The following is a 17,669-nucleotide window of genomic DNA, read 5'->3' as shown; positions in this document are numbered from 1 at the left end:
CTTCCGGGTCGGGGAGCTGAGGCCGTCATGGGACGCCCGGAAGCACCGATCGATCACACGATTCCCGCGCTGGGTCAGGTCGCTCAGATCCTGCGGTCCATGCGGCGCTCGGCGAGCCTGACCTACACCATCTCGCCGACCGCACCAACTACTCGCCCGCGTACCTGGAAGCGGGCCGCCCGCGGCCACTGGGCCAGCGCCGACGTCTTCGAGGCCTACGCGCAGGCATGCGTGACCAAGGACGCGGACTACTGCCTCATCGCAGAGGTCAGGCATCTGCACTCCACCGCAGCTCAGGCCATCGCGGTCGGCAAGCGGGCGGCACGCCGCTCGACGGTCGTGCCCAAGCCCCAGTACGTCCACGACGAGCCCGACCTCAGCCGGGCCCTGACGGACGCCTGGGCCCGCGCGGGCCGTCCTGGCCCTGCCGTCCGTCGAGGGCACCTGCCGACTCGCCCCGTACACCGCCTCCAAGGCCTCGGCGGCGACGGCGCGCAGGCGGGCCGCCTCAGACTCCCCACATGAAAGACCTGTTACTACGTCATGATCGGGGGCAGCGGTTCACAGGCCTCGTGCCATGCAGGAGGAAGGGCGGCGACGCCGGTGCGGGCGGCGATGACCCCGCCCGCGATGGCGCAGGTAGTGTCGATGTCGCCGCGCCCGGCGACCGTGACCCACAGGCCCTCGTGCAGGTCGTCGAGGTGCCCCGCCGCGCACCACAGGGCGTACGGGACGGTGTCGGGCCCTGACATCCGGTAGCCGGAGCCGAGGACCTCCGCGGCGTGCCGAACCGAGGTGCGCTCCGGCATCCGGGCCGCGATCCGCACTCCCGACCGGACGTCGCTGTCGGGGAGTCGTTCGGCGACTGCCTGGAGGAAGTCCGATCTCGCCGGCGTGGGCCCGCCCCGGCTGCGGGTCGCCAGCGCCGCGGCCAGGGCGACCGCCACCGCTCCGGTGACCGCCTCCGGGTGGTGGTGCGAGACCGCACCCTGGCGGGCGGCCTGCTCAGCGACCACATCGAGGTCGGCGCCGTGCCAGGCCCCGAGCGGGGCGGCGCGCATGGCCGCGCCGTTGCCCCAGGAGCCTTGGCCGCCGAACTGTCCGGCGACCACCTCCTGCCAGGGCTCGCCCGCATCGATTCGGCGCAGCACGTCATGCATCGAGGCTCCATAGCCGCGGTGCGTGTCCTCGGCGTAGGCCGCCGCGAGGCGCAGGGCCAGGCGGTCCTGGTCGACGATGCCCCCGCCCTCGACGAGCTCCCGGACGAGAACCAGCGCTTGAGCGGTGTCGTCACTCCACCGCCACAGCGCTTCCTGGGGCAGCGTCCGCGCCTCCAGGGCTGCCGCGCCATGCCTGCGCAGGATGCCGAACCAGCGGTCGCCGAAGGCGTCGCCGAACGCGAGCCCGTACAACGAGTCCAGCACAGCAGTAGGCACGTTGATCATCGGCGAAGTATCGCAGCGCGATGGATCTCCTACATCCCTTTTTTGAAGCCGCCGGGCCTCTGACCTGGCCATGGAGCGGCTGCCCAAAGAACTCTCTGTAGTGCAGTGCGGACCCCAACCCGCGTAGTCGCGTTATTCCTCCCGGGAGAGCTGATGGGTGCCCTCTACACGGTCGAGCAGGGCGCACACGTTCAGCCCTGTGCTGATGAGCGGTTCCTCGGTGTCCTCGTTTCCCCATCACACTGCCGCGCTCCGTACCCGAAGTCGCTGACGCCACCTCGCCGAACAGGCCAAACAGTCCTGACCAGAACAGACACCAACCGAGCCACAACCCCCCTCCGAGTGTTACGGGCCATCCGGCTTGGGGCATTTACGAGTTGGTGCGTGATAGCGGGTGAGGTGTCGTGTCAGGTGGATGGCATGATCCCGCTGTGGCGATCACGGTCAATCGGACGGTGCTGGCGCATCGGCTGTTCACGGGGCTCTCTCCGCATCATCTTGCTTGCTTGGTCGAGGAGTTGGCCGGGCCGTGGCAGGCCGGGGTCGAGGGCCGTCGCCATGCTGCGCGAGGCGGGGCCCGCAAGCGAGCCGAAGGTGCCGGCGCCCGTCATCAGCTGGTGTTCGTTGACCGGCTGGTGGCCACGCTGATGCATCTGCGGCACGACCTGCCGCACTCGGTGCTGGGGCTGCTGTTCGGCGTCGACCGGTCCACCGTCAGCCGGGCGATCGGAGAGGTGCGCACGCTCCTGGCGGAGCGGGGGTGCGCGGTTCCCGACCGTCCCGGCCTGTGGTTTCGAACGCTGACAGATGTCTTTGCCTATGCCCAGGCCGAAGGCGTCGAGCTGCGCCTGGACGCCACCGAGATCCAGGTCCGCCGGCCGCCGGCCGGCCGCGGGCACTCGGAAAGTGATCACAGGTTCGCCCATTCGGAGCTGGACGTGAAATGACAAGCTAAGGAATTGTTAACCGAGGGCCTCGGCGGCGTACGTCACCTCGCAGCGAGTACGACGGCCGGGGCGTTACTGGGTTCAGCGATCCATAACTCGCTATGGGTCCTGCCCCCGGTCGCCCAAGGAACGGCGACCGGGAACCGCTCCGCCGGCCGTTCGCGCGCGGGGGCCAGCATGCTCCTGGTGCTCGTCGGCGGCCCGTTCGACGGGCGGCTTTCTCCTCTCCCCCGAACGCGGCGACCATCGCGGCGTTCCTGCGCACCCAGGCCTTCCGGCCGGAGTCGCTGGTGTGGCTGGAGGGCTACCAGGCCCTGCTGCGGTGGCGGGCGGGAAACGAAAACACCGGGGCACCTCGCGCCGCGTCAGGAGGCGGTGTGGGATGTAGGCGAGGCAATGGCGCCCATCGGGGAGCACTTGGCCAACCTCCGGCGAAAGGGCGCGAGGAACGATCTCGGCAAGGGCCCGAAGCGGGCGGCGGGGCGCGCGGCGCAGCTGACGGAGATCGACCCGGACCCACTGCCCGTGGACGCTGGACTGGCAACGCCACTACCGGGTGCTCGCTGACCTGGTCGACGCTGTTGGCAGCCTGCCCGAGATCGCGCCCGGCGTGCTGATGGACGGCGACGACATCGGGCGATAGCTGGAGCGACGGAAGCAGCCGGCCCACCTGGACGCAGCTGTCGACCGAGCAGCAGGAGCGGCTCACCGTGCTGGGCGTCAAGCCGCTTGAGGCGCCGTCCCTCGCCGCCTTGGGCGCCGTCTTCTGCATCGTCGCCATCACCCTGTCCGCCCCCTGGGCCTATGCCGTCGGCGCCCTCTTCCGCGTCGCCTCCGTAGTTGCCGGCCACCGCCCCCCGGTGCTGACAACCACCCGGCTCACCCCCAGACGGCCCTCGGTGACACAAGCACGCCTTATGGCGCCTATCGTGCTTCGGCTCATAGGTCGCCGGGACCGGATCACCCGCGCTGATCTCACAAGTCGAAGCCGAGCTGTTCAACGTCGGTGAACTCCACCAGCAGGCCGACCACGCGACGGCTGCCGTCACGGAGTACACCTCCCCCAGAGCCTCAGCGGCCAGGGTGCGCAGCCGGTCCGCATTGGCGCATGCCTGCTGGGCAAGGAGCAGGCGTGGGCCGGGGGGCAGGGCCAGGGTGAGGTGACGGATCGAGCGTCGTCGGTGATACCGGGCGCGGCGGTGAACCCGAACAGGGCGTGAGTGCAGATGACCAGGCCGGTGACGGTGGCGGTCTGGCGGCGGGGCCTGCTCGCGCATGCGTGGTTGCCGCCGGGCGCGGACCGCATCCGTCAGGTACGCGGCGAGATCCGCGCGGGGTCGGCGGATCTGGTCCTTGACGTAGCGCTTGCCTCCCCACTCGCCGGTTTGGTGAATGCCGAGCGGCAGGGGACCATCGCTTTGTCCTGAGCGATGCCGGGGACTGCGGCCCGGGCGGACACAGCGAATCGCCCGCTGCCGCACCGCAGCGGGCAGGGGATCACAGCGCGATCACCGGAGCCGTACGCACCGGCCCTGGCAGACAGGAGGAGCAGGGTTCCACTGCTGGGCCCGCAGGGCCGGTGCATCACTCACGTACCCTGCGATGCGCCCGATACGCCCTATCCCTCCCAACCGCCAGCGCGGCACCTCTCCTTACGCGAGTGGGTCCCGGCCGTATCGGCCGGGCCCCACTCACTTCTCGCACGCGGCTCGTTCCTCGCGCCGGGTGTGTCCGACGTCTACCAGCGGTACCAGCGGCCCTTGCGGCCGCCGCTGTCCGCGGTACGGACGACGAAGCCCAGCAGCCACACGACGAGCACGATCACCGCGATCCACCAAAGTGCCTTCAGCGCGAAACCCGCACCGAAGAGGATCAGAGCCAGAAGAAGAACCAGAAGCAGGGGAACCATTGTTATCAACCTCCTGGCCACCAGATGCCCTTACGTCAGGCTGACAAGCCCGCCAAGCGGGAGTTATTTCCGCGAGGCACGGGGCATAGGCGGGCGCCGCGTGCCAGGGCTGGTTCCCCCGGCCCCATTCCTCAGGCCGCGCAGAGCGCTTCGCCAACCGCGGTGTGCGGGCCTGGGGCAGGAAGTGTCGCCAGAGCAGTGAAGGCGGTAGGCGAGGCCAGGGCCTGGTCTGCGCGGCGCGCCAGCGCTTGGTCTACCGGGGCGAAACGTTCCGCGTCATCGTCCGCATCGAACGTCGTCTTCACTGCCGACCAACCCACCGACCCGGGCCGGGAAGCGGACCCGACTCGCGGTGATCCTTCCAGGAGAAGCTCTTGCGCCCGTCAGGCCGGGTGTTCTGCATAACCTTGATCATGGAGCCCAGGGTGGCTTCGCGATTGTTCGGTTCGACCGTCGCGTGCGCTGCGGCTTCGACGGCCTTGATCGCTTCGCTGTACGCCCTCACGGGATCCGGATGCAACGCGTACGCGGCCGCCCAGGCCCGGTGCAGGTGAGCGCCGGCCGCCCGCGTGCCGGGTCCTGGTCCGCGCCTGTCACGGCAGCTTCGACGAGTGCTTCCACCGTCGGGTCGACGCGCTGGCGCAGGCTCCCTTGGTCGGCACGCAGGCTGTACGCAGACCTGCCATCGTCCAGCAGGCGTTGCAGCGATCGGCGCAGCTGGACACGAGGTTGCAATTCGCCCGTCCCAGCCATGGCCGCCACGAGCATGTCCAGCTTGGTCACGGGCTGGTTCGGAAGGACGGGCAGCGTTTTGACGGATGCGGAGGGCGCGGTCAGGTGCAGCCAGGCGTCGATGACGTCCGGCAGTGCCGCTGCGGGCGTGCAGTAGGCAAGATGGTCCACCTCCGGTTCCCAGTCGTCCGGCGGTTCTCTCCCCTCCACCAGCTCGTGCCGCCGGCACCGGTGGGACTCGCGCAGGTCGCAGCGCAGCACGATGCGGTCCAGGGCAGTGGAGTCCTGGCTGATCGCGCGATGGGCTAGGACAGTGGAGTCCTGGCTGATCGCGCGATGGCTTCATCGCCGGAGCTGGATTTCCAGCGCCCCGGAGACCGAAGTTCGCAGGGCCGGCGCAGCAGCGCTGGCCCGCTCGGACAGGGGTCGCCACGGGTCGTTCGTCGTCACGGGATCACGATAGAGAGCCAGTTGATGAGCGGAAACAGGCTGTCGTCTCGCGGAGCAGCGACGTCGGGGTGCACGGGATGTCCGGGTCTTCTCCGGGGAGTTGCCCGGCGCGACGCCGCCGCAAGCCTGAGGTGCGAAGCCCGCGGCGCTTCGGCCGGCGCACGGACGGCGGAGGTCGGCGTGGCCCGTCTGAGTCATCGGAGCCTACGTCCAGCGCATCCTGTGTCTACGGGGCGGTCGTCTCTTCGGTGAAGAGGTGAGCCGTTATCTCTTCGTGGGTGGGTGGTGACGGCAGGGTGCGGGTGTGCTCCGGGCGTAGGCCGTCGAGGAAGACGCAGAGATGCCGTGTGGCGAGAGTGGCAGCCTGCTCGGGTGGCAGGTGGGGCAGGGGGCGGCAGATCAGCGCGGCGGTGGCGATGAGGTCCACCGCGGTGATGTCAGGCCGGAGCACCTCGGCGCTGCGTCCTGCGGCGAGGATCTCTTCCAGAGCGGCGGCAATGTGCTGTTGCAGGTCGCGGGCATGAGGATCGTTCGTCATGGGCCCGCCGATGAGTGGCAGGGACAGCAGTTCGCGGTTGTCGATCATGCTTTGCAGGAAGGACTGCAAGGCCGCAAGCGGATCGGTCTGCGCCGTGTCGGCCGCTGCCCGAGCCGCGTCGAGTACCAGGCTGAAACCGTCCACCACCACCTGAGTGATGAGGGCGTCGCGGTCGGGGAAACGCCGGTAGAGGGTGGCGATGTTCACTCCCGCGCGGCGCGCGATCTCGTCCAAGGGTACGGCGGTCCCCGACTCGCGGAAGGCTGCGCGGGCCGCGGCCAGGATCTGGGCTCGGTTGCGCGCGGCGTCGGCCCGCAGGCGCGGGGCCGGCGGTCCGCTCGGAGTGCTGGCAGCCACCGTATCCACCTCTGCTGTTTCTCATCGTCTGCGGCGTGTCGAGGGTACGCCCCCAGCCTAAGTGAAGGATTTCCTTCACTTAGGTGTAGTGTCGCTGTGCAGGCGACGCGGCGCACCATCCATTCGGTGGAATGGGCGCCCGCCCACCGGCCGGATATGCGAAAGGAAACCCCTCATGACAACAGCGGACGACAAGCGCTTCGCGGGCAAGGTGGCGGTGGTGACGGGAGGCAGCCGGGGCATCGGAGCGGCGGTCGCCACTCGCCTGGCGGCCGAAGGAGCAGCTGTTGTCGTGGGCTACCGCGGCAACCAGCGAGCCGCCGATGAACTGGTCCGGTCACTGGCGGCCCAGGGCCACAAGGCCATGGCGCTGCGTGCGGACGTAGCCAATCCCGACCAGACGGAAACCCTGATCGACCGGGCTGTCTCCGAGTTCGGACAGCTTGACGTCCTGGCCTCCTGCGCGGGCGTGGAGCACTTCGACGCACTGGAGAACATCACCCCGGCCGACTTCGACCGCGTCTTCTCCGTCAACACCCGCGGCCAGCTCTTCGCCGCCCAGCACGCCGCCGCCCACATGCGCACAGGCGGCACAATCGTGCTCACCTCCTCGGTCAGCGCATCGAAGGCGTTCTTCGGACACACCCTGTACGCAGCGTCCAAGGCCGCCGTGGAAGCGATGGTCCTCAACCTCTCGGCCGAACTCGGACAGCGCGGCATCACCATCAACGCCATCGCCCCCGGCGGAACGGCCACCGACATGGCCGCCGAACACGGAGCCAGCTACCAGCACCCCCAGCAGGTCGGGAAGCAGGCCATGTCCGAGTGGCTGGACGTGCAGGTGGCGCTGCGGCGCCTCGCGGACCCCGTCGAGATCGCAGCCGCGTACGCCTTCCTCGCCAGCGAAGACGCCGCCTACATGACCGGCCGCACCCTCCAGATCGACGGCGGGATGTTCTAGCCGACCAGCGGGATCCGCCGACCGGCAGGCTCACCCCTCGCAGCTTCCGGTCGACGGCCGGCTGTCTCGGCCGCCGGCCCACCGGCCCTGCGTCGGGAAGAGCCCGGGCTCCTGGCGGCCAGGGTGGCCAGGTGGGCGACAGCAACGGCAAGAGCGAGACCGACCCGTAGGCCGTGCTGAAATCCGGATGTGCCGGAGATCAGGGCGCCGAAGACGGCGACGGCCAGCGCCGCGCCGATCTGGCGGCTGGTGTGGAAAACGCCGCCGGCGGTCCCGGCCTGCTCGGCGGGCACACGGTCCAGCAGGACAGCGGTGGTCGGGGGCCTGACCAGCGGGCCGGCCATGCCCACCGGGACCAACAGCAGGGCGCTCACCCACACCGGCGCCGCGGCCGGCACCAGCGCCAGGGTGACCGGGGCGACCACGGTCAGGGCCATGCACATGTACGGCTTGGCCTCTCCTCGCCGGGCGGCTGCAGATGGGGGCCGTCGGTGATCCGAATCGGGTCGACCGACTCCAGGGGGACGAACGCGTCGATCGGGATGTGCTGTCCCGGGACGTGGTGACACGCGTGCTGGGTGCTTGAAAGGGTGAGGGCCTTCTGGGTTCGGCAGCGGCGGGTCGCTCAAGTCCTCGTCCATGATCGGGATGACCTGCGTCGGGGTCAACTCGTAGCCCATGCCGATCGGCCGGCGCGACTGCATCTGGCAAGATCGGATCGTGGCTCAACTCGCCGTCTCCTTGAGCAGAATCGGGCTCGCAGACTGGCGAGCTGTCCACTCCTGGGCTTCCCTCGCTCAGGTCTGCCGTTTCCAGGCCTGGGGACCGAACACCGAAGAGGAGACCCGCACGTTCCTGGCGACCGCGGTCGAGGCCTGGGAACGCTCACCTCAGCAGCGGTTCGCCTATGCAGCGCGCGTAGGGGGTGACGTGGTCGGCATGGGTGAGCTGCACGTCCGGAACCGAGGGCAACGGCAAGGCGAGATCACCTATGTCGTGCATCCTCGGGCCTGGGGACAGGGCGTGGGAACGGCGATTGGAGAGGAACTACTCGCGCGAGGGTTCGATGATCTCCGGCTGCACCGCGTCTACGCGACCTGCGACCCGCGCAATATCGGCTCAGCACGGGTTCTCGGCAAGCTTGGCATGACGTGGGAAGGACGTCATCGTCACACCGCGCTGATCCGGGATGGCTGGCGAGACTCCGACATGTTCAGCATCCTCGAAGATGAGTGGCGCGAGCGGGCGCCCCGGGTTGCTGACGAGTAGCAAGTAGGGCCTGTGCCGGCCGGTCCAGCCGTGTAATGGGCGGGGCTTGGCGGGTTCGCTTGCCGTTGAGGCGACGGGTCATGAGGGTGATCGCGGCCCAGGTGATGAGCGTTTCCCTGGAAGTCGGCGAGCAGTGGCGCCAGTTCCTCGCCGGCGTCCACGCCGGCCTGGTTCTCGGTGGCGATCCGGTCGTGGTCTTCGACTTTCGGTTGGTCGAAGTGGCCGGGCACGTCGACCGCCGTCACCGCGAGTCCGGACTCCGCCACGAAGTGGTACGCGCGGTCATGATGCCTGGGGCCTTCTTGTGCCGACCGCCACCGTGTCCCATGAGGATCAGGGGACGGGGCCCGGTGGCAGTCCTCGGTGTCCGGAGCACGCCGGGAATGTCACCGGCAGCGAATGGATCATGCGAGAGAGGGAGTCCTGACGTGTCGCGGCGTTGATCGGACTCACCTGCTCAGTTTGCGGCGATGCACGGCAGCGCCGGACCTACCACGAGGGTTTCCGTGCCTGCCCGCAGTTGTCGTCAGCCCGAGTGCCGCCTGCTTGCTCGCCGGCAACCAAGTGTTGCGCGGCGTTGTCCAGCAGGGCGTCCAGGACGACCGGGTAGGCGCTGTGCGGCATGCGGGCGGCCAGCAGACGGGCGGTCGCCGCGATGTTCGGGTAGGACTCGGCGGGCAGTCGCGCGTACGTGGAGGTCCACATCTCCTCGTCCCTGGTCCGGGCCTCTTGCGTCAGGACGAGCGCTCCGGCGTCGAGGGCGACGAAGGCCAGGCTGAGGTCGATGAAGGCGTGGTAGATGCGGACGGACGCGGTGTCCGGGAAGCCGGCCGAGCGCAGGATGCCGAGGATCGTCTCGTCCAGCGCGATCTCCCGCGGCCGGCCGGTGACCCGGCTCGCGGTCAGCGCAGCGGCCTGCGGGTGGGCGAGGTACGACGCGTGGATGGCCAGCCCGAGCGAGCGCAGGTCGGCCCGCCAGCCACCGGTGGCGGTCCAGTTGTCCCGAGCGCGTCCCATCAGCTCCTCGCCGATGGCCCGGGTCAGATCGTCCAGGCCCGAGAAGTACCGGTACAGCGTACTGGGATCTGCGCCGAGGGCGGTGCCCAGGCGGCGGGCGGTGAGGCCGGCGGTGCCGTGCTCCCGCAGCACCCGCAACGCGGTCTCGACGATCAGCTCCTCCGACAGCACGGTGCCCTGCCGGGTCGGCCGGCGCCTCCGCCGCGCCGACTCCGGCACCACCTGTTTGGCCATGCGGACCACGCCCTCTCCACCGCCGCGGCGGCGACCCTTATGCCAACGCGGTTGACCTTACACCGCGCCATCCCGTTGCATCAGGGCGTCCCAGGGCCCATGCCCTGCACAGGACCTGCACAGAAAAGGTGTCTGACATGCGTGTACTCCTGGTGGGCGCGGGCGGAGTCGGTACGGCCGTCACCCGGATCGCGGCCCGTCGCGGCTTCCTGACCCACATGATCGTGGCCGACTACGACCCGCACCGGGCCGCGGCGGCCGTCGCCACACTGGAGGAGCACGGTGACCGGTTCAGCGCCCGGCGTCTGGACGCCTCCGACGAGGAGGCAGTGCGCAGGCTGCTGACCGAGGAGCGCTGCGACGTTCTGCTCAACGCGACCGACCCCCGGTACGTGATGCACCTGTTCCGCGCGGCCCTCGCGGCGGGCGTGCACTACCTGGACATGGCAATGTCCCTGTCCTCCCCGCACGCCGAGCGCCCGTACGAGGAGTGCGGGGTAAAGCTCGGCGACAGTCAGTTCGAGCTGGCCGGGCAATGGGCGGACGCCGGTCGTCTGGCCCTGGTCGGGATGGGAGTGGAGCCCGGCCTTTCCGACGTCTTCGCCCGGTACGCCGCGGACGAACTCTTCGACGAGATCGAGGAGATCGGTGTGCGTGACGGAGCCGACCTCACCGTGGAGGGCTACGGCTTCGCCCCCTCCTTCAACATCTGGACCACCATCGAGGAGTGCCTCAATCCCCCGGTGGTCTACGAGAAGGACCGCGGCTGGTTCACCACCGCGCCGTTCAGCGAGCCCGAGGTCTTCGACTTTCCGGAGGGCATCGGCCCGGTCGAGTGCGTGAACGTGGAGCACGAGGAGGTGCTGCTGATCCCCCGCTGGGTGGACGCCCGTCGGGTGACCTTCAAGTACGGGCTGGGCAACGACTTCATCGCCAAGCTGAGGACCCTGCGCGAGCTTGGCCTCGACTCCACCGCCAAGCTGTCCGTCCCCGGCGAGGGCGGCCCTGTCAGGGTGTCCCCGCGTGATGTCGTCGCCGCGTGTCTCCCCGACCCGGCCGGCCTCGGCGAGCGGATGACGGGGAAGACCTGCGCGGGCACCTGGGTGAAGGGCACGAAGGACGGCGCTCCGCGCGAGGTGTACCTGTACCACGTGGTCGACAACCAGTGGTCCATGCGCGAGTACGACTCACAGGCAGTGGTCTGGCAGACCGCCGTCAACCCCGTCGTCGCCCTGGAACTGCTCGCCACCGGCGTCTGGACGGGCACGGGTGTCCTCGGTCCCGAGGCCTTCCCGCCCCGCCCCTTCCTGGAGTTGCTCACCGAATACGGCTCTCCTTGGGGCCTGCGCGAGCAGGGCTGACACCGGGCGGGCACGTGCCCCGATGACCAGGCCGTGGGTGGGCACCGGACGGAATCTCAGCATGTCGGCTTCTTGCGCCATGGCCCCGGATCGCGCCCGGACGCGGGCGGATGCGGGCGGATGCGGGACGGGCCAGGCCGATGGGGCCCGGGCCGAGTCGGGTGAGACCGATGGGGCCCCGGCTGGGTCGGGCCAGGCCGATGGGGCCCCGGCCGAGTCGGACCAGGCCGATGGGGCCCCGGCCGAGTCGGACCAGGCCCGACGGTGTCGACCACCCCTTGTCCGGCCGCACGCACCCGGGACGAACGTCATGCGACGCTCCGTCCCGGGCCGCTCAGGCGGGCACGAGGTCGGGGTCAGGGCCGGCAGCGTCGCAGGGCGATCGGTCTGGCTGCCGCCCATGCGCTCGGCCGCGTCAATGCAGTCGGCGATTCAAGCTCGTCCCGCAGGACTGGTGATCGAGCCGCTGACATCGACGGTCGCGCGCCGGGCGGGCATCCCGGCCGCGAGGGGTGCCCGATCCAACTGCGTCGGTGCTCCAAGGGCATTCAGTTCATGCGGGCCGAGAACGGGAGCCGTCGGCCGCATCGGCCGGCGTGTGGTGACACCCGCCTCGCTGTCTGGGCACGCGTCTTCCCGCCTCGGGCCTGCGCGCCGGGCGGCACCGGGACGGACGTGTTCCGCACACTGCAGAGGAGGCTGCTGCCGTGACGACGGCGCGCGAGAGTCTGACGGAGGGCGCCGGGTGTATCGGCGTCCGGCCCCGCATCGTGGCCCCTGCTCGGGGTGGGCCTCCTCCGGTCGTACCAACTGCGATGGCGGTCGGCCGACTGCTCGGCGACAGTGAAGTGGCGCCCGGCCGCCTCGCCGGGCCTCTTCCGCCTGGGTCAAGGGAGCCGGTCATGTCGAGACGCAACACGGTGCTGCGCAGCCTGCACGATGTCGGGCTGGCTGCCTGGTTCGGCGGTTCCCTCATGGGTGCGGTCGGTCTGAACGGTGCCGCCCGTGAAGAGGGCGGCACCCGAACGGCCACCGCCCGGATCGCCAGCTCCGGCTGGGCGAAGTGGAGCCCCGTCAACGCCGCGGCGATCGCCACGCACCTGTTCGGCTCCGGCGGCCTGCTCGCCGCGAACGCCCCGCGGGTAGCCGCCCAGCAGGGTGTGGCCGCCTCAACCCTCGTCAAGACCGTCCTGACCGGCGCCGCCCTCGGGGCCACCGCTTACAGCCGTGTCCTGGGCAAGAAGATGGAACTGTCGGCCTCTTCCGACCCGCAGGACGCCGAGAAGGCCGCCAGGCACCCCATCGACACCGACAAGGCCCAACGGCAGCTGGCGTGCATGCAGTGGGCTGTTCCCGCGTTGACCGGCAGCCTCGTCATCCTCAACGCCCTGCACGGCGAACAGCAGCGCCCCCGTGAGCAGTTGCACGGCATGTGGGACAAGGCTCGCACAATGGCGCCCCACGTGTTCTCCCCCGGGCACCTCCTGCACTGAGACCGTCGCGCGGCGGCCGCGTGGCCCGGTCCCCGTCCGTCGGGCCTCGGCGCCACCCACCCCGCTCGTGCCGGCTCGCACCCCTCCCCCTCCCCGACCCATCGCTCAGGTACCCGCGGAGGTCAGCCACCGTCTCCGGGTCGGGTGGTCCTCCTGCGCCTCGGTGCCACCGCCTTGCGGATCTCCTCGGTGGCCGCCGCCCGGAACGCGGGTGCGGCGTGTTAGACGTCGTCGAAGGGCAAAGCGCGCTGCTCGGGACTGTGGCGGGAGACGACCTCGGCGATGTGGCGGCGGACGGGGTTCACGACCTCCTCCACGCCCGTCGGCGCGTCAGGGACCGGTTCGACCATCACCCGGCGGCGGTCCTGAGGGCTGAGGCGTGGCGCGCGTACCCGCCCGCTCCAGACGGTCGATCAGGCGGGTGGTGGAACCGGTGGTCAGGCCGGTTCTTGTGGCGACCTCGCCCGAGGGTGTCGCGATCACGGGGCCCCTCTCGTACTCAGCGCCCTCTCCTACTCAGCGCCCTCTCGTACTCCGCGCCTGGGACCCCACGACGCCGAAGCGTACGGCGCGGTGTTCACGAGGACGCCCGCTACAGCACGCACGTCGGCGCAAGGACACACGATCGCGGAAACTCGCCAAGGTCCAGCCCTGCACCCTGGTCCGCGAAAGCTACGGCCACTGGCGCATCGCACCCTTCACGACACCAAGCGCAAGCCGCTACCGGCGTCGGGCTCCTTCAACCGCGGGCGACGGTGACGGGCGGAGGACGCCTGAGCCATGCAGTCGGTCAGTGCAGGATGCTGACGGCCCTGGCGATCACGAGGAGCGAGGTGAGCAGGGCGGAGACGCTCTGGATGCTCATCAGGAGCTTTGCGCGGGTCGACAGCGGCATCGTGTCGGTCGGGCTGAACGCCGTGGAGTTTGTGACGGACACATAGAGGTAGTCCGCGAGGGTGGGGACCCAGTCGGACGTGCCGCTGGCGCCGTCGGCCACTTCCTGGATGGCGTCGTCGTTCTCGTCCTGGGAGAAACGGAAGTCCGCCAGGGGCAGCGCCGAGCGGGGCGCCTGGGTGCGGCTGACCGGGCCGCCGCGGTCCAGCTCCCAGTAGGCCAGGCCGAAGACGATGATGTTGGTGAGCCACACCTGCAGCGCCGCCACCAGCAAGGACCGGCCGTCCTTCACCCCGGCGTACACCAGCTCGTGGATCAGGATGACCAGCGCCACCAGATTGCTGACGGCGATGACCGCCACGAGCGTGAGGGAAAGCACCCGGAACGCCTTCGTCTGCCGGGTCAGACGCTTCGGATTGATCGCGATCAGCGGAACGAGCAGCAGGCACTCCAGGGCGGGCAGCACGTAGCGCGGAGCGACCAGCAGCCGTTGCGGCAGGAACAGGTACAGGGCGATCGCGGCGAGCGTCGCGATGACCGCAGGCAGCCGAACTTCGCCCCTGCGTTCGTGCCGGGGATGTCTGGTGCTCGCCTGCGCACGCGTACGTGCCATATCGACTGCTCCCTCCGGCCGCCGCCACTGACAGCGCTACGACGCCCGCATCCTTCGACGGTGCAGGCCACCGAGCGTCTCCACCATCTACCCCGAATACGACTCTCCCCCGCCTGCCTGATCCGACGCGCGAGGGGCAACGGGCTCCTCACTCTTGTGGGTGATCGCCTACCTCTCCCGTCGGTGCCTGTCCGGTGGTGGCGGCCAGACCGGCACCGACCGGTGGTTGGCCAGGGGCTCGGGCAGTATGCGAGGGGAGGGCGGAGGGGGTGGGTACCGTCCTGCGGGTGGTCCCTGCGGTGGGGAGACGACGTGGTCGTTCTTGCGTCGCGCGGTGGCTGACCACCGACTGCGGACCACCGATCTGACGGATGGCCGGCGGTGGGCGTCCCCCTTGGAGCGCCGCAAGAGTGCGCGCCCCGACGGTGAGGTGCTGCTGGACGAGGTGGCCGTGGAGATGCTTCGCGTGGCCCGCGCGCCCGCGTACGTCAGGCTCCGGAGAGACCGGCCGCACTCCTAGCTCCTGGATCCGGTGATCCGGGCTCTTGGTCAGGACACCGTTTGAACGCACCGACGACGAAGATCCCACCGACGGTCACCGTCAGCATCAGGGCCACGGACACCGGCCGCCGGTGTCTGCTCCCATGGCGACCGGGTCCGGAGCGCACGGCAGACTCGTCCAGGACACGCTCCGGAAGCCGCCGTTGCGTTCGACCTCGGTGATGGTGAGCACCGCCACCAGGGTTGTGACCAGCACGATGAGTACGAGCGAGGCGAGCGCGGATCAACTGATCAGTGCTGGCGTTCCCCGGTCCATCGTGCCGTCGAACCCGTACCGAAACCGCTCCCGGGGTCTGCCGCGCCCCGCCTCCAGCGCCGTAACCCTCCTCCTGCCGCCGCCTCCCAAGCCTCCGCCACGGTTCTCGGCGCGGTCGGTTGCGCCGCTGTTCCTCGAGCTCACGGCCGGCACAGCGGCTCGCGGCCAGTGGGGGGACCGCGATCCGCTACGTGCCGCTCGACCGCGTCGACTCCGAGGCGGGCGCAGCGTTGCGGCTGCGGCGCTTGGCCGGCCGCGTGGTCAGGACCTTCAGCGCCACGACGGGGTGGAACAGCACGGCGGGAGAGGCCACCATGTTCACCACCCGCACGAACCTCGCCCACACACGAGCGTCCCTCACCGCCACCTGGAAGAGACGTGTGTTGTACCAGTGCGCGAAACGCGCCCCGAACGGCTGGCCGTGCGGGTTCCACATGAGGTCGGAGTTGGTGGACAGCGTCCAGGGGCCACGCACCAGACGGCCCACCTTCTTCTGGAAGGTGGCGGCGAGGCCGTCCAACTGCCCGGACGTGCTGCGCCGGGCCAGCATGCCCTGGAGCAGTTCCGCCTCCATCGCGGCCACCGTCAGGCCCTGGCCGTAAACGGGGTTGAACACGCAGACGGCGTCGCCGACGGCGACAAGCCCCTCCGGCCACTCCTTGACCGCGTGGTAGAGCCGCCACTGGTTGTCGACGTTGGTGTAGCTGCGGGTGGGCTCCTGGACGGTGCGCCGGCTGATCTGCTGGGCCAGGCGCGGATTGTTCAGGCTCTCGGCGAACGCCAGGTAACCCGCGTCGTCGGTCGGCGGCTGGTCCTGGAAGGCGAACAGTGAACACGTCCACCGGTTGCGTTCCACAGCGAGCAAGACTCCGGCTCGGGGCACGCTGGGAGCGAACAGCATCTGGTAGGCGATGTGGAAGTCCGGATGGCCGGGGTCGCCTTCCTGCAGCCGATCGAAGATCATCGACGTGTACGTGACCTTCGCCTTCACCGTGCGTTTCGGCGGCACGGCGGTGCCCATCGCCGCCAGCCAGTGGGCCAGGGAGCTGGACCGCCCGGAGGCGTCCACGACGAGATCGGCGGAGATCTCGACCGGGTCCGCGCCCTGCGGCCGGCACGTCACCCCGCTCACCCGTCCCGAAGGGTGCCTGACCAGGCCCGTGCACGGGGTGGACGGCAGCAGCGTGACGCCGGGCAGGGCGAGCACCCTGCGGCGCAGCCGGCGTTCCAGCTCGTCACGGGTGAAGGTCTGGATCCGGACACCGGTGCGATTGCGGGGTGCAAGCCCGACGGGCAGCAGGAAATCGATCCCCTCCCCGTAGTCGAAGACCGGTGCCCCCGCCTCCCGCAACTCCTCGCGCAACCCTGGAAACAGTCGCTCCAGGATCTCCCCGCCCCTCGCCAGCATTGCGTGCGCGTGGTGGCCCTGGGGCGCGCCCGGATGCACACCGGTGTCCTCGTCCACGGCGTCCCGCTCCACAAGGACGACCTCGTCGAAGAAGCCGGCCAGCACCCGCGCGGTCACCAGTCCCGCGTAACTGCCGCCGACAACAACAGCCTTGCCCCAAGGGCGATTTGCTCCCATGCCGTCTCCCACGTATGACCCAGCCAGCGCGTCCACACCAAGTCAACGACGCCGCTGCACCCTCCGCAACAGGCTCGGGAAGCACTCGGGGAGCGCGTTACATCAGAGGCCAGTTGCCCGATCAGTTGCGTCATGACGGCGGCCCGCGGCGCGCGGGCCGCCGTCATGGAAGACGAGCAGCAGCGGCTGGTCGGCCGGTCGGCCGTCGGGCACCCACCCGGCGGGTGTGCCGTATCGGCCGCACGGCGCCGTCGGCGTCCTTCGCCTTCCGTCGGCAGAACCGCACGTGTTTGCCGATCGGAGCGGCTGTCCTCGTCGGTGCGGGGTATCCGCAGGGCCACACGGCACGGTTCAACGGGGAAGGAGTCGTTTCGTGACCCTGTCCGAGAGCGAGCGAGTACGGAACGCCGGTCCTGCCGGCCGGGCGACCGCGGCCGGGCGCGTCGGCCGTTTCCTGGGCCGGCACTTATGGCTGCAGGTGGTCCTGTCCCTGCTGGCGGCCAGCGTGTTGATCATGCTATTGTTCCCGGGGCGGTCGTTCGCGTCCGTTCTCGTCCGCACGGCCGTCACCTCGGTGGGAGCGGTCGCCGTGCTGGTCACCCGGCGGCGCAAGGAGAGGCGTGCCGCGGGCGGCTCCGCGGACGATCTGGTGTCCCTGGACGTCAAGATCCGCCACGGTGAGGTGCCCGACGCCCCCCGGGAACGCCGGGCCATGCGTGACCTCGTGGCGCAACGCCTGCACCGTACGCGCCACCGACGTGCGGGGCTGGTGCTCCTCGGGGTGCTGTTCGGCGGACTCACCGTGCTCCTGGCACTGAACGGGAACGCCCGGCAGTCCATCGGCTTCGCCGTGCTCACCGTGGTCTTCGTGGGGTGGATGGCGTACCAGGGAAACGTGCAGAACCGGAGGCTGCGGACGATGCAGGCCGCCCTGGCCGACGACGACCCGGCGGGGCGGCCCGGGTAGCACCCGGCACGGGTGCCAGCCGGAGCCCGGCACGGGTGCCAGCCGGAGTGAGCACCCGTCCGTCCGTCTGGTGTCGCCGT

General features: G+C 70.1%; 18 protein-coding genes and 1 pseudogene. 9 read left to right on the top strand and 10 right to left on the bottom strand.

All coding sequences use genetic code 11. The features are described 5' to 3' along the window. Positions 1 to 27: 27 nt before the first annotated feature. Entirely contained in the window at positions 28 to 525 is a 498-nt protein-coding gene (locus tag ACZ7N4_RS32745) for a hypothetical protein (RefSeq protein ID WP_471365802.1), read from the top strand. Between the two features lie 11 nt (positions 526 to 536). Here the strand turns inward: ACZ7N4_RS32745 and ACZ7N4_RS32740 are convergent, their stop codons facing one another. Further along, a complete protein-coding gene (locus tag ACZ7N4_RS32740) occupies positions 537 to 1,445 on the bottom strand; it encodes an ADP-ribosylglycohydrolase family protein (RefSeq protein ID WP_471365796.1) in 909 nt (302 codons plus the stop codon). Positions 1,446 to 1,876: 431 nt separating this feature from the next. On the opposite strand from ACZ7N4_RS32740, the pseudogene ACZ7N4_RS32735 reads away from it, so the two are divergent. Both ACZ7N4_RS32735 and ACZ7N4_RS32730 read left to right on the top strand, forming a co-directional pair. Next, positions 1,877 to 2,341, top strand: a pseudogene (locus ACZ7N4_RS32735) (helix-turn-helix domain-containing protein); the annotation flags it as partial. Between the two features lie 1,277 nt (positions 2,342 to 3,618). Next, positions 3,619 to 3,819 carry a hypothetical protein gene (locus tag ACZ7N4_RS32730; protein ID WP_471365791.1) on the top strand — a complete coding sequence of 67 codons (201 nt, stop codon included), beginning with the start codon at positions 3,619 to 3,621 and terminating at the stop codon, positions 3,817 to 3,819. A gap of 311 nt (positions 3,820 to 4,130) precedes the next feature. On the opposite strand, the gene ACZ7N4_RS32725 is transcribed toward ACZ7N4_RS32730, so the two are convergent. The 3 genes from ACZ7N4_RS32725 to ACZ7N4_RS32715 all read right to left on the bottom strand — a co-directional run bounded on the left by ACZ7N4_RS32725 (position 4,131) and on the right by ACZ7N4_RS32715 (position 6,378). After that, complete coding sequence (locus ACZ7N4_RS32725) at positions 4,131 to 4,301, bottom strand: DUF5670 family protein (protein ID WP_011113206.1); 171 nt, start codon at positions 4,299 to 4,301, stop codon at positions 4,131 to 4,133. 501 nt (positions 4,302 to 4,802) lie between these two features. After that, entirely contained in the window at positions 4,803 to 5,294 is a 492-nt protein-coding gene (locus ACZ7N4_RS32720; protein WP_471365783.1) for a hypothetical protein, read from the bottom strand. A gap of 415 nt (positions 5,295 to 5,709) precedes the next feature. Next, the gene (locus ACZ7N4_RS32715; protein ID WP_471365778.1) at positions 5,710 to 6,378 is read right to left on the bottom strand and encodes a TetR/AcrR family transcriptional regulator; all 669 of its coding nucleotides are present in this window, start codon (positions 6,376 to 6,378) and stop codon (positions 5,710 to 5,712) included. A 175-nt stretch (positions 6,379 to 6,553) separates the two neighbouring features. On the opposite strand from ACZ7N4_RS32715, the gene ACZ7N4_RS32710 reads away from it, so the two are divergent. After that, the gene (locus ACZ7N4_RS32710; RefSeq protein WP_471365774.1) at positions 6,554 to 7,339 is read left to right on the top strand and encodes an SDR family NAD(P)-dependent oxidoreductase; all 786 of its coding nucleotides are present in this window, start codon (positions 6,554 to 6,556) and stop codon (positions 7,337 to 7,339) included. Here the strand turns inward: ACZ7N4_RS32710 and ACZ7N4_RS32705 are convergent. After that, positions 7,336 to 7,782, bottom strand: coding sequence for a hypothetical protein (locus ACZ7N4_RS32705; protein WP_471365771.1), 447 nt, complete (start codon positions 7,780 to 7,782; stop codon positions 7,336 to 7,338). The two genes, ACZ7N4_RS32710 and ACZ7N4_RS32705, sit on opposite strands and share 4 nt — an antisense overlap. Before the next feature lie 277 nt (positions 7,783 to 8,059). On the opposite strand from ACZ7N4_RS32705, the gene ACZ7N4_RS32700 reads away from it, so the two are divergent. Next, complete coding sequence (locus ACZ7N4_RS32700; RefSeq protein WP_471365766.1) at positions 8,060 to 8,608, top strand: GNAT family N-acetyltransferase; 549 nt, start codon at positions 8,060 to 8,062, stop codon at positions 8,606 to 8,608. 489 nt (positions 8,609 to 9,097) lie between these two features. Here ACZ7N4_RS32700 and ACZ7N4_RS32695 read toward each other — a convergent pair whose 3' ends face one another. Next, positions 9,098 to 9,859: a TetR/AcrR family transcriptional regulator gene (locus tag ACZ7N4_RS32695; protein ID WP_471365763.1), complete on the bottom strand. Its 762-nt coding sequence runs from the start codon at positions 9,857 to 9,859 to the stop codon at positions 9,098 to 9,100. 137 nt (positions 9,860 to 9,996) lie between these two features. On the opposite strand from ACZ7N4_RS32695, the gene ACZ7N4_RS32690 reads away from it, so the two are divergent. Then, entirely contained in the window at positions 9,997 to 11,220 is a 1,224-nt protein-coding gene (locus ACZ7N4_RS32690; RefSeq protein ID WP_471365757.1) for a saccharopine dehydrogenase family protein, read from the top strand. Between the two features lie 902 nt (positions 11,221 to 12,122). Beyond that, entirely contained in the window at positions 12,123 to 12,713 is a 591-nt protein-coding gene (locus tag ACZ7N4_RS32685) for a hypothetical protein (protein WP_471365752.1), read from the top strand. Between the two features lie 221 nt (positions 12,714 to 12,934). Here ACZ7N4_RS32685 and ACZ7N4_RS32680 read toward each other — a convergent pair whose 3' ends face one another. Together ACZ7N4_RS32680 and ACZ7N4_RS32675 are read right to left on the bottom strand one after the other, a co-directional pair. Beyond that, the gene (locus tag ACZ7N4_RS32680; protein ID WP_471365748.1) at positions 12,935 to 13,063 is read right to left on the bottom strand and encodes a hypothetical protein; all 129 of its coding nucleotides are present in this window, start codon (positions 13,061 to 13,063) and stop codon (positions 12,935 to 12,937) included. 440 nt (positions 13,064 to 13,503) lie between these two features. After that, positions 13,504 to 14,220: a hypothetical protein gene (locus ACZ7N4_RS32675; protein WP_471365744.1), complete on the bottom strand. Its 717-nt coding sequence runs from the start codon at positions 14,218 to 14,220 to the stop codon at positions 13,504 to 13,506. A 334-nt stretch (positions 14,221 to 14,554) separates the two neighbouring features. Between ACZ7N4_RS32675 and ACZ7N4_RS32670 the strand changes: the two genes are divergently transcribed. Further along, on the top strand, positions 14,555 to 14,740 hold the full coding sequence (locus ACZ7N4_RS32670; protein WP_471365741.1) for a hypothetical protein: 186 nt from the start codon (positions 14,555 to 14,557) through the stop codon (positions 14,738 to 14,740). Between the two features lie 87 nt (positions 14,741 to 14,827). Here the strand turns inward: ACZ7N4_RS32670 and ACZ7N4_RS32665 are convergent, their stop codons facing one another. Both ACZ7N4_RS32665 and ACZ7N4_RS32660 read right to left on the bottom strand, forming a co-directional pair. Next, the gene (locus tag ACZ7N4_RS32665) at positions 14,828 to 14,977 is read right to left on the bottom strand and encodes a hypothetical protein (protein ID WP_471365738.1); all 150 of its coding nucleotides are present in this window, start codon (positions 14,975 to 14,977) and stop codon (positions 14,828 to 14,830) included. Positions 14,978 to 15,224: 247 nt separating this feature from the next. After that, positions 15,225 to 16,622 (bottom strand): FAD-dependent oxidoreductase, encoded by a 1,398-nt coding sequence (locus ACZ7N4_RS32660; protein WP_471365735.1) that lies wholly within the window; start codon positions 16,620 to 16,622, stop codon positions 15,225 to 15,227. 373 nt (positions 16,623 to 16,995) lie between these two features. On the opposite strand from ACZ7N4_RS32660, the gene ACZ7N4_RS32655 reads away from it, so the two are divergent. Next, positions 16,996 to 17,589 carry a hypothetical protein gene (locus ACZ7N4_RS32655; protein ID WP_471365732.1) on the top strand — a complete coding sequence of 198 codons (594 nt, stop codon included), beginning with the start codon at positions 16,996 to 16,998 and terminating at the stop codon, positions 17,587 to 17,589. Positions 17,590 to 17,669 lie beyond the last annotated feature (80 nt).

It is taken from the genome of Streptomyces sp. NPDC107654, assembly GCF_055639035.1.
The sequence above is the reverse complement of the archived record's forward strand: the minus strand, read 5'-3'. Positions and strand labels throughout refer to the sequence as shown.

Bases quoted from the DNA above. Each gene is read 5' to 3' on its own strand.
- ACZ7N4_RS32745 (WP_471365802.1), top strand. From the start codon at position 28: ATGGGACGCCCGGAAGCACCGATCGATCACACGATTCCCGCGCTGGGT.
- ACZ7N4_RS32740 (WP_471365796.1), bottom strand. From the start codon at position 1,445: ATGATCAACGTGCCTACTGCTGTGCTGGACTCGTTGTACGGGCTCGCG.
- ACZ7N4_RS32730 (WP_471365791.1), top strand. From the start codon at position 3,619: ATGACCAGGCCGGTGACGGTGGCGGTCTGGCGGCGGGGCCTGCTCGCG.
- ACZ7N4_RS32725 (WP_011113206.1), bottom strand. From the start codon at position 4,301: ATGGTTCCCCTGCTTCTGGTTCTTCTTCTGGCTCTGATCCTCTTCGGT.
- ACZ7N4_RS32710 (WP_471365774.1), top strand. From the start codon at position 6,554: ATGACAACAGCGGACGACAAGCGCTTCGCGGGCAAGGTGGCGGTGGTG.
- ACZ7N4_RS32705 (WP_471365771.1), bottom strand. From the start codon at position 7,782: ATGTGCATGGCCCTGACCGTGGTCGCCCCGGTCACCCTGGCGCTGGTG.
- ACZ7N4_RS32695 (WP_471365763.1), bottom strand. From the start codon at position 9,859: ATGGCCAAACAGGTGGTGCCGGAGTCGGCGCGGCGGAGGCGCCGGCCG.
- ACZ7N4_RS32690 (WP_471365757.1), top strand. From the start codon at position 9,997: ATGCGTGTACTCCTGGTGGGCGCGGGCGGAGTCGGTACGGCCGTCACC.
- ACZ7N4_RS32685 (WP_471365752.1), top strand. From the start codon at position 12,123: ATGTCGAGACGCAACACGGTGCTGCGCAGCCTGCACGATGTCGGGCTG.
- ACZ7N4_RS32680 (WP_471365748.1), bottom strand. From the start codon at position 13,063: ATGGTCGAACCGGTCCCTGACGCGCCGACGGGCGTGGAGGAGGTCGTG.
- ACZ7N4_RS32675 (WP_471365744.1), bottom strand. From the start codon at position 14,220: ATGGCACGTACGCGTGCGCAGGCGAGCACCAGACATCCCCGGCACGAA.
- ACZ7N4_RS32660 (WP_471365735.1), bottom strand. From the start codon at position 16,622: ATGGGAGCAAATCGCCCTTGGGGCAAGGCTGTTGTTGTCGGCGGCAGT.